The organism is Maribacter algarum (ex Zhang et al. 2020) (assembly GCF_005885635.1).
GTDB classification, from domain to species: domain Bacteria; phylum Bacteroidota; class Bacteroidia; order Flavobacteriales; family Flavobacteriaceae; genus Maribacter_C; species Maribacter_C algarum.
In genome coordinates this window covers 782,933-796,811 of record NZ_VATY01000002.1, presented here as the reverse complement: position 1 = coordinate 796,811, position 13,879 = coordinate 782,933, and the positions used below count along the sequence as shown (strand labels likewise).

General features: G+C 38.1%; 17 protein-coding genes and 1 pseudogene. 4 read left to right on the top strand and 14 right to left on the bottom strand.

Annotated features, from left to right (window positions below; genetic code table 11):
- Positions 1–55: 55 nt before the first annotated feature.
- The 7 genes and pseudogenes from FEE95_RS12410 to FEE95_RS12385 all read right to left on the bottom strand — a co-directional run bounded on the left by FEE95_RS12410 (position 56) and on the right by FEE95_RS12385 (position 5,334).
- The gene (locus tag FEE95_RS12410; protein ID WP_138658263.1) at positions 56–631 is read right to left on the bottom strand and encodes a GIN domain-containing protein; all 576 of its coding nucleotides are present in this window, start codon (positions 629–631) and stop codon (positions 56–58) included.
- 168 nt (positions 632–799) lie between these two features.
- On the bottom strand, positions 800–1,360 hold the full coding sequence (locus FEE95_RS12405; protein WP_171037038.1) for a DUF4251 domain-containing protein: 561 nt from the start codon (positions 1,358–1,360) through the stop codon (positions 800–802).
- 124 nt (positions 1,361–1,484) lie between these two features.
- Positions 1,485–1,742: an SDR family oxidoreductase gene (locus tag FEE95_RS22435; RefSeq protein ID WP_262710897.1), complete on the bottom strand. Its 258-nt coding sequence runs from the start codon at positions 1,740–1,742 to the stop codon at positions 1,485–1,487.
- A 112-nt stretch (positions 1,743–1,854) separates the two neighbouring features.
- Positions 1,855–2,247 (bottom strand): annotated as a pseudogene (locus FEE95_RS22430) (SDR family oxidoreductase); the annotation flags it as partial.
- Between the two features lie 19 nt (positions 2,248–2,266).
- Complete coding sequence (locus FEE95_RS12395) at positions 2,267–3,934, bottom strand: tetratricopeptide repeat protein (RefSeq protein WP_138658261.1); 1,668 nt, start codon at positions 3,932–3,934, stop codon at positions 2,267–2,269.
- 135 nt (positions 3,935–4,069) lie between these two features.
- The gene (locus tag FEE95_RS12390) at positions 4,070–4,429 is read right to left on the bottom strand and encodes a cupin domain-containing protein (protein WP_138658260.1); all 360 of its coding nucleotides are present in this window, start codon (positions 4,427–4,429) and stop codon (positions 4,070–4,072) included.
- A gap of 23 nt (positions 4,430–4,452) precedes the next feature.
- Positions 4,453–5,334, bottom strand: coding sequence for a 3-keto-disaccharide hydrolase (locus FEE95_RS12385; RefSeq protein ID WP_138658259.1), 882 nt, complete (start codon positions 5,332–5,334; stop codon positions 4,453–4,455).
- 229 nt (positions 5,335–5,563) lie between these two features.
- On the opposite strand from FEE95_RS12385, the gene FEE95_RS12380 reads away from it, so the two are divergent.
- Positions 5,564–6,514, top strand: coding sequence for a hypothetical protein (locus FEE95_RS12380; RefSeq protein ID WP_138658258.1), 951 nt, complete (start codon positions 5,564–5,566; stop codon positions 6,512–6,514).
- A 2-nt stretch (positions 6,515–6,516) separates the two neighbouring features.
- Complete coding sequence (locus FEE95_RS12375; RefSeq protein WP_138658257.1) at positions 6,517–7,029, top strand: DUF350 domain-containing protein; 513 nt, start codon at positions 6,517–6,519, stop codon at positions 7,027–7,029.
- Between the two features lie 30 nt (positions 7,030–7,059).
- Here FEE95_RS12375 and FEE95_RS12370 read toward each other — a convergent pair whose 3' ends face one another.
- The 3 genes from FEE95_RS12370 to FEE95_RS12360 form a co-directional block, all read right to left on the bottom strand.
- Positions 7,060–8,277, bottom strand: a complete 1,218-nt coding sequence (locus FEE95_RS12370; protein ID WP_138658256.1) for a hypothetical protein — start codon at positions 8,275–8,277, stop codon at positions 7,060–7,062.
- Positions 8,277–8,789 (bottom strand): TlpA family protein disulfide reductase, encoded by a 513-nt coding sequence (locus FEE95_RS12365; RefSeq protein ID WP_138658255.1) that lies wholly within the window; start codon positions 8,787–8,789, stop codon positions 8,277–8,279. Before FEE95_RS12365 ends, FEE95_RS12370 begins: the two co-directional genes overlap by 1 nt.
- Positions 8,790–8,880: 91 nt before the next feature.
- Entirely contained in the window at positions 8,881–9,654 is a 774-nt protein-coding gene (locus tag FEE95_RS12360) for a TerC family protein (protein WP_138658254.1), read from the bottom strand.
- Positions 9,655–9,810: 156 nt separating this feature from the next.
- Between FEE95_RS12360 and FEE95_RS12355 the strand changes: the two genes are divergently transcribed.
- Positions 9,811–11,025 carry a multidrug effflux MFS transporter gene (locus tag FEE95_RS12355; protein ID WP_138658253.1) on the top strand — a complete coding sequence of 405 codons (1,215 nt, stop codon included), beginning with the start codon at positions 9,811–9,813 and terminating at the stop codon, positions 11,023–11,025.
- Here FEE95_RS12355 and FEE95_RS12350 read toward each other — a convergent pair.
- Together FEE95_RS12350 and FEE95_RS12345 are read right to left on the bottom strand one after the other, a co-directional pair.
- Complete coding sequence (locus FEE95_RS12350) at positions 11,022–11,879, bottom strand: DMT family transporter (RefSeq protein WP_138658252.1); 858 nt, start codon at positions 11,877–11,879, stop codon at positions 11,022–11,024. The genes FEE95_RS12355 and FEE95_RS12350 overlap by 4 nt on opposite strands.
- A 128-nt stretch (positions 11,880–12,007) precedes the next feature.
- A complete protein-coding gene (locus FEE95_RS12345; protein WP_138658251.1) occupies positions 12,008–12,328 on the bottom strand; it encodes a hypothetical protein in 321 nt (106 codons plus the stop codon).
- A gap of 189 nt (positions 12,329–12,517) precedes the next feature.
- Here FEE95_RS12345 and FEE95_RS12340 point away from each other — a divergent pair, with 189 nt between their 5' ends.
- Positions 12,518–12,820, top strand: coding sequence for an HPF/RaiA family ribosome-associated protein (locus tag FEE95_RS12340; protein ID WP_138658250.1), 303 nt, complete (start codon positions 12,518–12,520; stop codon positions 12,818–12,820).
- Between the two features lie 7 nt (positions 12,821–12,827).
- Here the strand turns inward: FEE95_RS12340 and FEE95_RS12335 are convergent, their stop codons facing one another.
- A complete protein-coding gene (locus tag FEE95_RS12335) occupies positions 12,828–13,226 on the bottom strand; it encodes a hypothetical protein (RefSeq protein ID WP_138658249.1) in 399 nt (132 codons plus the stop codon).
- A gap of 174 nt (positions 13,227–13,400) precedes the next feature.
- Positions 13,401–13,733 carry a hypothetical protein gene (locus tag FEE95_RS12330; RefSeq protein ID WP_138658248.1) on the bottom strand — a complete coding sequence of 111 codons (333 nt, stop codon included), beginning with the start codon at positions 13,731–13,733 and terminating at the stop codon, positions 13,401–13,403.
- Positions 13,734–13,879: the final 146 nt, after the last annotated feature.

Sequence of the window (13,879 nt, the reverse complement as noted above, 5' to 3'; positions counted from 1 at the left end):
TAACATTTTAAGTATCCTGGATGCTACTATGCACCACTTGAAACTAGCAATTGTATTATTGTAATCGAATACCAGCCAAACCTTCAGCGGACTTACTGACTTCTATAGTTTCCAGATCTCCTGCATTGATTCTTCCAAGACCATCCAACTGAAGAACTGATCGGTCTGCTTTTCCTGAAATGCTCATAAAACACATTCCATCTAAATCGACCTTTAAATATTCCACATCTAGGTCTACATGTCCTCTAATCAATCCATCGCCTTTCAGTTTGAATTCTTCTCCCTTTATCGGTCCTGTTGTATTTACATGCACCAATCCGTCTACATCCACTCCTTTCAACTGTGGATGCTTCAGGAATATTTTAAGTTTTGGTGTTGCTCCAGAATGGTTATTTCGAACTTGTATATAAAGTACATTATTGCGTACACCAATGCTGTAATCGTCTACATAATGGGGTTTTCTAGCTTTAATATCCAGTTCTACCTCGGGTCCCTGCTCTAGGTATAACCTGATGTTGCCATCTAATTTAATACGGTCGAAAGTTTTCCCCTTGATGGTTTTATTGTACTGTGCGTTAACCGCGCCCACCATCAATAAAATGGCAGCCAAAAGTAAGTTTACTTTTTTCATGATTGGATTTTTTTTGATTGATAAAATTGTCTTCTATTATACTAGACGTCAATACGTCTCCTTTCGTTACTTGTAATGATGATTATTTCAAAAAAAAATCGAAATCCTAAGATTTCGATTGAACCAAGTCCGGTAAGTTGATAATATCAAGCTCAGCCCTTTTTAAAACTAGTTGGCAGCATAGTCCTCTGCCACTAATTCATTAACGTCTCCAATAAAACGTATGCGATTGCGATGCGAACTGCGAATTGAAGTTGTACTGGAAAGGTTTGTACCGATCTCGATCAAAACAAAATAGTTTTCTGAGCTAGAATCAATAGTAAAGTTTAGGGTGTAACGCTGTTTTGTTTCATCCTTGGTCACTTCCATATCTTTTGCTAGTCCGTTAAATTTGATTCCTGAGTCTGAATTATAGCCCCCGCCCATTTGCCGTTCACCAAAATAGGGTAAATCAGCGGAAACGGAGTCACCTTGTACTTTAATAAAATATCCGCTTCCGGTGACATCAATTCGCGCAATTGTATTTCCAGGGGGCAAAATTCCACTATTCGCTACTTGACCTAAAGCTTGGGTAATCATTGGTTCCGCGGACTTGACTTTGATTTCAAATGCTTTTTCCACCATCATTTGGTCCAGTTTCATGTTGGGCTCCACAACTTTTTTGGAAGTTCCACAACCTAAAAATATACCTATAAAGACCAACAGTACTACATATCTAAACCTTTTCATAGTTATCATTTTGTATATAAGATACAAAAAAGACAACAAGCCTTGTGCCAAAGTAGTAGCGATATACGGAATCAAGAAAAATTCTTAGTCCAGGTTTTTGTCAAAAGTATCCAGTTTGCTATAACTATCGAATGTGACTTCCCGCATTCACATCGATCGTAGCCCCGGTGGCGTGGTCCATTCCCCCACTACACATGAGTCCGACTAAAGGTGCTAAATCTTGTGGAGTGGTAAGTTCATTGAGTGCAATCTCATTCAATACCCGTTCTTCGCCATAGGTTTGTATGAACTGTTCTGCCATTTGGGTTCTTGTAAATCCGGGAGAAACAACAAAGGACTTGATGTTTTGCTTCCCAAAAGAACGGGCAACACTGCGTGCCAAAGAGGTCAATCCTCCTTTGGAGGCTGCATAGGGCCAGGTATTCCTCCGTTTCTCCGCGAAAAGTGGCCCTACTCCCCATAAAAACAAAGCGCCCCTCTCCCATTTTCAAAAAATGGTCGAGCCCTAATTTGGTGAGCAATCCCACAGCATCAAGATTGATGGAAATTGTTTTCTTCCAAACAGCCAACCAATCTTTCGTATCTGACTGGGAGGAATGAGGTAGAAAAACCCCGGCATTTAAAATGATGGTATCAATCTTTTCAAAATGTGCCTCTACCCTTTCAAAAAGCGTAAACACTTCTTTTTCTTGGGATAAGTCCGCTTGAAATGCTTTGGCCCTGTCTGAATATTCGGCGACGAAACTTTCAGCGGAGACCTTATTACTATTATAATGTACCGCCACCTTTGCGCCCATTTCCAACAAGTAGGAGGCTAAGCCCTTCCCTATTCCATCAGAAGCCCCGGTGAGCAGTATCGTTGTATTACTTAGGTCAATTTTGGTCATGCCAAAAGATATCGAATGCCTATTGCTTATTCAAGTTTTCGAGTTTGTTTTTTGCAGAACGACCTGTCATTCCATCAGGATCTAAGTCCATTACCTTTTTATAGCTTTCCTTAGCCTTATCGAATTGTTTTAGTTGTTCTTGTGCAGTCGCCAGGTTGTACATAGCTCCAACAGATTCCGGATAAAACTCGGCCACCAATTCTAATATAAAGATACCTCCCTCTGGATTTCCATAGTTTAGTAAGCGATGCCCGGCAGTACTGAACTCTTCCTTAAAATCATAGTATTTGTATGAAGGGTCATTTGCAATTTGAAAGCCGGCTCTTTTTACCTCATCAAATTTTCCAGCTGTAAACAAATCCGTAAGATGTTGCATAGGGTTCAGAATGAAACCTGTTTCAGTGTAGTTCATGGCCGCGTCTAGTACCACATCTTTATTGGTTTTGTAATCATCAAAGGTCATTTCCTTTGCGATATGAGGTAATGTCCATTCTTTTCCATCCCACTGCGATTTGTCTTGCCACCATGCGTATGATAGATAGGCATTAATTGCAGAGTTCGGCAAAGTTACTTTTCTGGCATCCCCGTAAAAATTCTCATTCTCAGATGTAGGTTCGCCTACTATTATCGCCTCTGTGTAGTTTCCGATTTCATTGGTCAGGTTCTGGCAGGCTGAAAAAGTATTTCTACCTATGATATAAAAGAACTTACCACGCTGATTAATTTCAGGGCGTGCCATGATGCCTTTAATTAAGGGCTTATTGTTGTAATTGTTACCTCCCCCATTTAATCGAACATCATATACCAACTTTTCAACCGAATTGCTATCGATAAATTCAAAAAGTCGTTTGTAAAAATCCGCTAAGCCTTCTTTTTCATCATTGAATACCGAACTCTGTCGTACATACACGGTTTTAGAATCTTCCAAAAATTCGAAAAAGTAGAGTTTCTCTTTTAAATGTTTTAGAAATAGCGGAGTTTCTGATTGGTTACGGGCACTCACCCATTTGTCATTGGGAGTGGTAAATCCATATCCCTCCGATACTTCGGAGTAAGGAATAGACTTGAATGTATGTTCAAAAACCTTCCCGTCTTTTTCTAAGGTTAAAGCTATCTCTTCGCTATATTCCGGAATTACTCCCTGAGCATGCAAAACGGCAGGTACAGTAAGAAACCGCAATCCGTATCCTTTAAAATATTGGTCGTTTTCCGCGGGGACTACAGGCCGAATTGCCTTTAGCGCTTTGTCAACGGGCATATCCCCCACTTTTATCAATTTGGCCCCTAAGGCCTTTTCATTTCCTTTCTGAACACCTTCCAAAAATATTCCATCTTCAAAATGATATAGATTTACAGCTAGAACAGCATCTTTGGCCAAGGTTCTAAACGGAATTTGGGTATGTCCATATTCAAAAAAGGAAACCATTCGCGTTAGGCCCACTTTAATCTCATGCGCTTCCATCGAAGGAATAGCGGCATGAAATTTTTCAACCTCCGCATCAAATGCAGCCGCTTTTACCTTCTTAAATAGGAATGGGTACTTCTTATGAATCGTTTTTTGAAGGAATCTAAGATCTGCCTGCCACTGTTCGGCACTTAATGTTTCTTGTGAGATGCCTGCTGTAGTACAGAAAAAAAGAAGTACGGTTGAACAAAGGATGGTTTTAAAGAGGAATTTCGATTTCATGATGGTCGTTTTATGATTGTTATTAATTGGGCACAAAGATGCTCCTTCATGCTACAGGATGCTTAGAAAAAGTACCCAACTGTAGAATCTTGATACTGAATTGTGGAATACTAAACCTGTATTTGGAATAATGAGTTACTTCCTTAGATAATCATCAGTACCATCTAACCAGTCTTTTCGAATGGGTGCCCACGTATCGATTTCTTCTACATCACCGATCATTAAGGCTTCATGGGGCACATGTGCTGGAATCACAACAGATTCACCTGCATTCAAATCCATCTGTTGTTCTTTATCCGCCCCAAACCAAAAACGGATGGTCCCTGAAATAACTTGGGTTATCTGCTCATTTTCATGATGATGTAATGGCACGAGAAAACCATCTTTAAACTGCATACGTGCAATCATTACTTTTTCACCATAGACCAATTTTCGTTGCATTTTGGGGGCAACCTGTTCCGTGGGAACATCATCCCAATGTATCTTTTTGACCATAACTTTTCGATTAGAATTCGTTCTTAATACTCGCAGGTGCTGTTGTCAGCCTTAACGTAATAGTCTTTATAGTTCTTGGCATTCTTGTCCATACATCCACAAAGATTGAGGAGTTCGATGGATTTAAAATCTATTGGATGTGTCTCTGCCTGAATCGATATATAGCCTTCTTTCAAAGGTTTCCCTTCTTCGTAGGCACTTTCTAAATAACCACTGATATTACCACCACCAATGGTAGGTTTGTTGAACTCCATCACCACCTGGTCTTCCATAATATGTTGCACGAGGGAGTCTCCCAACACCAAAGCCTCTACTTCAACCCACTGATCTCCATGATAGGTTTTGGAGTCGGAACTAATACAATGTGGTCGAAACAAAGTGTCCCCTATTACCACATTCGTGCCTGGCGTGCATAAATTTGCGGTTGTTCGGTCATCTGTACCGCCCCCTCCTAAAAGTTGCAACTCCAAGGAAATCGGAAAATCTTGGTTAAGTCCAATAGTAGCTGGTTCTTGACAATGCAGCATCAAACCATTATTCCGAAAGGCCCAACCTGGTCCGTTTGTCATTTGTTCCCCTACAAAGCGATACTTCGCTCTTAATTTATAGTAAGAGAACTTTTGTTTGTAATAGAGATGTCCAAAATTGCCCTTAAACGTATCCTTTTCGGTATAACGAACACTCAATAAACTGTCTTCGTAGACAAAACGCTTGTTGTAATTTACACCTAATTCATATCCAGCGAACTTAGGGGTCCAGTCATCATAATTTGAGCCATCGAATAACGAAAGCCACTTTTCTTTATTATCGTGTATGGGTTTCTGTTCACATGAAATGCATAGGCATACACCGATAAAAGTAAAACTATAAATAACGATGTAATATTTAAAAGTATTGCCATTCATATTCTATCCGTTTTAGTTGGAATAAAAGATAGGATTTTTTTACTGCGCTTCAACTGCTGCGCTAACTTTTCTTCCAACCCCAATAGCAATTTGCTTGACTTAGGACTAATGTTTTTAGTACTTTTAACTGGTGGATGTAAAAAAGGTTTTTAATAGTTTTCTTCTTGTCCTTTACAGATTATTTACCAGTTGCTTATTAGTTTCTGCAATTTTATTAATAGGTATCGTTTTGATTACCATCTTAACTAATATGCGTTTAAATAGAAACCTATTACTATTATTGACGGTACTAATTATAATGCTATTTAGCTATTTTTGGAAAAGAAGAAAAAAATTAACCGGTCAAAAAATATCTTCATCTGTCCTCTTTTTTGAAATACTAAAATTAGGCATTGTAATAGCCATCTTTTCTATAGTTTCATTTGGTTTAAAAAATCAATTTGGCACCACATTTAGTTTAGTCGAAACTGAAAAAGTAGACGAAACCATTACACTAATAACAGACAGTACAGCTACTGGTATTTCTAAATACTATTTAAGCCAACAAACCTGGAAAGATTTCAATAGAAAGAAACACAGTTTGCCTTTTAAGGTTAACTATATGGATGTATTAAAAGCTCATAAAAACCGTAATTCTTTTGCAATAACATCTGAGTTTTCTTGGGGAATTTTTTATAAGCATTTAGTAGATCATGATACGCCTTTAATTGAAGCATTGTCACTTTCGTTTTATAACTACCAGAAAGAAAGCAACATGAGTAGAAGAGATTTTGCTGAGCTCATTATTTCATCTATCCAAGATATACCGTATAATTTAATATTATCAGATGAATGTAAGGAAACAGACATAAAACCATGTTTTGGTAATATAAAGTTAGGCGTTTATGCGCCTGCTGAATTTGTTTCAAGTTTAAGAGCAGATTGCGACACCAGAACGGTACTGATTTATACCATACTTTCAAGATTTAATTATGACGTTGCTATACTAAATAGTGAAAAATACTTACATTCCGTAATAGGTTTAAATATTCCTTCTACAGGAAAATACAAAACCCATAATACTAAAAAATACTATTTTGTTGAAACCACTGCAAGAGGCTGTCCTATTGGCTATCTTCCTAATGATGTTTCTAATATTAGCTATTGGAAATTTGCCTTAATTCATAACAAACACTTATAAAGATGGAATTATTTTATCTCGCGTTAATCCAAATAATTATCTCCATTGTTTTGTCGATCGTTATATTTTTTATCTCCTATAAAATTTTAATAAAAATATTTAAACTTGAAGAAAGTGAATTTAACAATGATAATCTTGCGCTAAGTATCTTCTTTTCTGGTATTATTTTTAGCATTGGTTATTTATTAAGTGGTATTATACCCTCCATAATCAACGCAATACAATTGATAAAAATTCACTCGGAAGGAAACTTGTTTGTAGAAGTTTTAAAATACTCTTCGATGTGTTTGTTTGTAGGATTTTTAGCAATTTCAATACTTCAAATTAGCTCCTTTCTATTAGTTAAAACAATGACCAAACACATCAAAGAAGTAGAGCAATTGAAACAAAATAATTTAGCTGTTTCTATTCTTTTGGTTAGCATTCTTATTTCAATTACACTAATATCTGCTGATAGTTTAATATTTCTTCTAGAAACCTTTTTGCCACAACCAGAGTTTATTCAATACAACTAAGCATTGTTTTTTAGGGGTTTGTATTCCTGCTTAGAAATTTTTAAGCGGAACTAATGCAGTTTTCACTTTGCTTTGCTCTTTCGAAACATATGTCCATGCAAAAAGTAATTCACCCCCTACCCTTTCCATTTGCGGAAATCCAGATTGGCGTGAAGTTATCACGTCCGAAATGACATATTGTTTTCCCTGACTCCCGTCTCGGTTTACTTTCATCGCTTTTAGTTGGGCTTTTTCATCGTGGTCTACCCAACTCACTATCGCCTCATGTTCATTAAGCAATATGACATCTACTCTTCCTAGAGGGTTTGCTTCTGAAACGATAATGGGGCTATCAAAGCCAAGTCCTCCATCTGAAGAAAAAATTATCTGTACTTTGGGCTTATCTGCTGCGGTAAACCAAGCCATCACTAAAGCATTACCAATATTAGATGCCTTAGGTCCGTTCACCGGGCAACCCTTTATCTGCCAGTTATCCGAATATACTGTTTGGGGAGCTGTCCAACTTCCATCGTCCCACCGTACAATACTCATATCCCTTACTTCGTCTTCCGAACGATCTCTGTACATTACTACTGGTCCGTTTGCAGTTATGACAGCTGTGGTTTGACAACAGTCGCAGATGCGGGCATCTAGTTCCGTTTCATTTCGTACGTCACCCGTCACCGAAACTTCAGCCGCTCTAAGGGTCATAGCGCCGCGATTTCCATTCTCATCCTCTTCGGTGTTTCTCCCATCCAACCAAGTAATAAAGAAACCTTCTTTATAAGGCAGAGCGCTAACAAAACCATGTTCTGTAGGTGTACCATCTGTATGAAGGGGCAAGTCGGTTTTCCATTCCTTTTCTCCTTCAGGAAGTAGATTTAGTTTGATATCATAAGAGTAGGTTCCTGCAGATGATTTTTTCAAAACATGGGAAATTAAGCTCCCATTATTTTCGGCAATTGCCGGAAAGTCCGCCCAATTCACGAACCAGTCGTTTCCTCGTAGAATGTTTTGTGTGGGTCGCCACTCCCTTTCCAAAAATTCAGAATAGCGCAGTTGTGTTAAGCTATCATTCTCTTTTTCGACCCATGACATAAGTATTTTCTTTCCATCGGAAAACAAAAAAGGAAGGGAGCTGTTCTTTTCTACCGGCGATGTAATTGCAGTGACTACGGGAGTTTCCTTTTTCTCGATTTCCTTCTTTCCAACATCCTTACAAGAACTAAATCCTAAAAAGAGTACAATCAGAATACTGACAATGCGCATTATTGAATGTTCTTTAATTTTTGAATGATTTCAGGGGAATTCCATTCCGTTGCACCATCAATACGTTCCACCTTCTCCCCTTCTACATTGTAGATAAAAGTAGCGGGAAGCGCAGTAATTTCTTCGGAAGCTAACGAACCATTATATTTCACAAAGTTGAGATCAAAGCTTTTTTTCTTTTGAAAAGCCTTGATTTTTTTCATCGATTGGTCTGAGGCTAAAAGAAAGATATAGTTTTCGTTTTCTAAAAGTGTCTGTGCTTCTACCATTGATGGCATTTCCTCAATACAAGGCTTACACCAGGTCGCCCAATAATTTAAAAGTATTCTTTTGCCCTTATAATCCGAAAGTTCAATGGGCTGGCCGTCCAAACTTTCATAGGTGCTCTTGACCTCCTGAACTTCGGGTACTGTAGTTGCTTGAGCTTCCTTCTGTTCAGGAGCTTTGGGGGTTTCTCCACAAGCATTGCAAAGAAGGAAGCAAAGGGTCAGGACGGTGAATCTGAATCTCATGAGTCTTCGGTGTTTTCGTAAACCGAAAGTACCAAAAAATTCGAGTATTTGGATTACTTCCCGAAGGAAATCCTGCAAATCAATGTTTGAACTATTTAAGGTTTTTGGAAAGCTTCTTTTGGTATTTGGATTGGATGATATCGATGACCACCAATACGACAATAACGAAGTAGAAAGTAGTTTTACTCATCGGCGTTACTTCATTCCCAAAAAGCTTCAAGTGCGCCAAATGGCCGCCTTCCGAAAGTAGCATGATACCCACAATAAATAGAATAAAGAGTCCTAGAACCTCGTACATTCTGTTCTTCTTAAGAAAAGTCGTTACCCTGCCAGATAGCCAAATCATTAAAACCCCGCCAATTACAATTGCCGTAGCCATTACCCAAAACACATTAGTCAAAGCCATAGCGCTCAAAATGGAATCAAAAGAGAACACGATGTTCATAATAACAATGGAGAATATAATCATATTCACACTTTTTGGTTTGCTATCATGAGCCGCATGCTCATCTTCCAAACGCAACATGTGCCAGATTTCTTTAACGGCAGTATACATAATAAAAATGCCCCCTAGCAATACAATCATACTATGGATATTAAATTCTCCCTCTAAAATATCAGTAAAGTCAAAACCGAAAATAGGATCTTGGAAATATGCAATAACGCGTATGAGAACAAATAACAAAACAATTCGTAGTACAATGGCCATACCGATACCAATCGTACGCACGCGACTTTGCTTTTCCTCAGGAGCACGTTTTGACTCCAATGAAATGTACAAGAGGTTGTCTAAGCCTAAAACCGCTTGCAGGAGTGTAAGCATTGCTAAAGTGATGAAGTTATCGATAGTGAAAAGACCTTCCATAGAATATTGGGTTTAGTTGGTGTTTGTAGAAGTGCCAAATATAAAGGAATTTGGAAAAATCACTTCTTTGATAAAACCTAGATACCGAACGCTAGGTTTGCACAAATTATTTTAAACGCTGCATCTCTTTCTATCTTTATATGTTATTTTTGCCGGATGTTTAAAAAACACATCCCACAAGTCGAATTTGTTGCCCTAATGGCCTCCCTAATGGCGACCGTTGCATTGGCCATCGACGCTCTATTACCTGCACTTGATATTATCGGGCTTTCAGTGGGAAATACTTCCGCTGCTGACAACCAGCAGATTATCATTATGATCTTTCTAGGTCTCGGTATTGGTCCATTGATTTTTGGTCCAATTTCAGATAGTATAGGCCGTAAACCTGTTGTTTATATGGGATTTGGACTTTTTATTATTTCGAGCTTTATGTGTGTTTATGCACAAAATTTCACCGTTTTGATTATTGGGCGCGTTTTGCAGGGTATAGCGCTTTCCGCCCCACGTACCATTAGCATTGCTATCATACGCGATACGTACAGCGGAGACCACATGGCACGAATCATGTCATTCGTCACCGTTGTTTTTCTGTTGATTCCTGTTATTGCCCCTGCCCTTGGAAAGTTAATTTTGGATGCCTACAATTGGCAGGCAATTTTCTTTGTCCAAATTGTTTTCGCTATTCTAGTCGGTCTCTGGTTTTGGCGACGTCAACCGGAAACCCTCCGTGAGGAAAACACGGTGAAATTTACATCTTCTATTTTTTCGGATGGATTAAAAGAACTCGTTAGGCATAAACCCACCATGGTGTATACTTTCATTTCAGGATTTATCGTTGGTTCATTTTTGGTATATCTGAGTACTGCACAACAAGTCTTCCAAGAACAATACGGACTGAAGGATGAATTCCCGTATATCTTTGCAGGATTGGCCATTTCTATCGGAGCCGCTACGTTTTTAAACGGAAGCTTTGTACTACGATTCGGTATGAAGAAGTTGATAACTGTCTTTTTGATTTCCTTCTTTCTGATTTCATTGACTTATGTTGTTTTGTTCTTCGGAAAAGTAAATCCCTCGATTGAAGTCCTGGTACTATTTTTAGCGGCACAATTCTTTTCCATCAGTTTCCTTTTTGGAAACCTAAGGTCTGCCGCAATGCAACCCATAGGACATATCGCAGGCATTGGAGCCGCCATTACCGGGTTCATCTCAACTTTGATGTCTGTTCCAATTAGCACCTTTATTGGCAGTTATGTAGATAATTCGGTTCTTCCCTTGTTCGTCGGTTTTCTGGTTTGTGCTTTCTTATCCTTGTTAATCTTGGTTTATTTGAGAGCAGCCGAGAAAAAGATGGTGTCTGCACAAATTTAATTCTGTTTGCGTTTTAGCAGCCACTGTTTGAATAACAGGTTTAGAAGTAGTCCACTAATAATCATAGCAATACCGACAAAACTCCAAATGGTGTAAGTTTCTCCCAAGAAACCTACTCCAACGAGAATGGCAAAAACAACTTCTACATATTTGATTGGAGCAATTACATTGGTTTCCCCCATTTGAAATGCTTTGGTCATGAAAATTTGTCCGAAGTAGCCAAAAATCCCCAAACTTAATAATAGCAACACATCAATAAGATTTGGAGTTGTCCAATCGAAAATAGAAAGCACACCGCCTACAATCATAGCGATGCACATAAAGTAGTTCACAATAACAACCGGATGCTCACTAGCACCAATTTTTCGAATAACAACATAGACCAATCCGCTAAACACAGATGCCAATAGTACAAGTACCAAACCGATAAGGGGAATGCTGTTATCAAATCCTTTTAAAACTAAAACCCCCATAAAAGAGAGCACAAAAAACAACCATTGAATGGGTCGAACATGTTCCTTCAAAATCAGAATAGCAAATACGGCAGCAAAAATGGGGGCAATATATCGTAAGGCCACAGCAGACCCAATAGGCATGTAATGCACCGCTATAAAAAATAACAGCATCGAAGTTGAGCCAAAGACGCCCCTGATGATTAAAAGTTTGCGATTTGTGCCTAGAATGGGAATTCCTTTACTCAAAAGAAATCCGAAGGTAAAAAACAAAGAACCCAATGATCTAAAAAACACCAATTGAGGTCCGCTATATGCCGTGAGATATTTTAGGAGTCCATTCATGCCGGTAAAGGCGATGGTGCTTAACACCATGAACAAGATGGCTTTCTTTAGGTTCAATGCAAGGATTTAAATCTTTGGTAAAGATAACCGAATCTGTACTTGGAAGAAAAACAAAAGCCGCATTTAAAAATGCGGCTTTTTACTAGTTTTGGTCAAATACCAATGAAACATGTGTGGGACATTATTCAACAATTTCGTGCACTTGCGACATAGTCTTCTACTCGCTGTTGCAGTTGGCTGAACTTATTTAGTTGTTCTTTAGCAGAATCAACATACTCCTCAACCGATTTTTTACGGCTCTTTAAAGAGCGAATTATTTGGGTATTCGAATTATCAAGGGTTTCGAGTCCGCTTTTAAGTGATTCGATACGTTCAAACAAACTATAGGTTCTAGGTTCGCAGATATACGAATTGAGTTTGTTCTTTAATTGGCGTAAATCATTTTGATTGCGCTCTAATCTCATGACCAGCGCACTTTTTTCAACTTCTATGAGGTCCGATTTCATTACAGCAGGGTTTAAAGATTGTACATAATACGAAGGGGTACTTTAAGTTACGAAAAAATGCAACACAAAGTTGTCCGTAAGATGCCTAAAATCAGACTTTAACAATTATTTGATACTGTGGTAACTTTTTGGTCTTCTTTATTTGTTTTTAAGGAGCATCCTTCTTAATTTAAAGAAAAATCTTATCCAATGAATATTAACTTCGAATATCATTCTGTGAAAGCCAGCAATCGACTTGAAATTTTTGCTGCGGATAAATTGGAAAAACTCTTAAATAAATATGATTTTGTGGTGCGCGCAGATGTTTTTCTCAAAACGGAAAACACAAGCCAGCCAGATACGGGTATGATTTGTGGTATACGTTTGAGTACTCCAGGGCCACGGCTTTTTGCGGAATCAAGCAATGGGAATTTTGAAGCCTCTATTGCAGAATCTGTGATAGAACTTGAGCGTCAACTACACAGACGCAAGGCAAAAATGAAGACCTTTTAACTGTACGCTATAAATTATCTTGATTTTCGGTACTCTCTTCGAATTTGGTGTCAACAAGAGTTGCCTTGTTCAACCGATCTGAAAAAGGAGTATACTCTAAATCGCGAAGTAATGCTTTTTTTCTACGCTTTGAAATGTCAAGAGTATCAATGATGCTAAGCTTTCTTTCTGTTTCGGCGATTCTATTATGTCGTTTCTCCAAACGTTTTTCTTCTGTGCTAGCGATTTCAGGTTCAAAACGGGACATTACTGTATGACGCTGTACCTTAACATTGCTTTTATCAATTTTAAGGGAAACTGTTTTCTTAACTGTCGCTGGTTCAGAGATAGACTGCTGCCCATAAATGGAAGCAGATGCAAAAAAGAATGCACAAAGACTTAAAGTCCAAATACGCGAGGTTTTCATAAGATTTGATATATAATGGTCTCGCTTAAATATACAAAAAAAGTATGGAATTACCATAAAATGGGAATAAGCGGCTATAACATCGACTATTACAAACTCTTTATCGATAATTTCTTAGGCCAATGAATTTAACATTAGCGGTTTAAAAGGAAAGACTAAAGGGTTTGTTTAGTGCTATTCATCAACATCTTCAAAGTTGTTTTCAACCAAAAGTGCCTTTTTTAAACGTTTTGAAACACCATTCTTATAGAGGTCTTTCAACAGTTTTAATCGCTTGCGTTCTGAAACATCCAACGAATCGATAATACTCCTTGTGAGGGCAATCTCTTCCTTTCGCTTTTCATTTTTAGAGATAAAATTGGGTTCAAATTTGAACATGAGCGGTCCTTCCTCTTCTTCCGTAGCTTTTGGTGCTTCTGCTTTTTTAGTAGTTTCTTGAGCAGTAGTGGGTATGGCAAATAACAAACAGAAAAAAGTGCAGAAAAATAATAGGGTAGATTTTTTCATCAATAAAAATATAATAGTTCTGTTTACAAGGTATAAAAAACCGTTGAAAATTGCACAACTATGTAAGGAATACGACCAGATAACGGCTTAATGAGTCAGTTGAACGATAGGAAAAATCGCTTAACTTTGGCACGAATGATGAATAC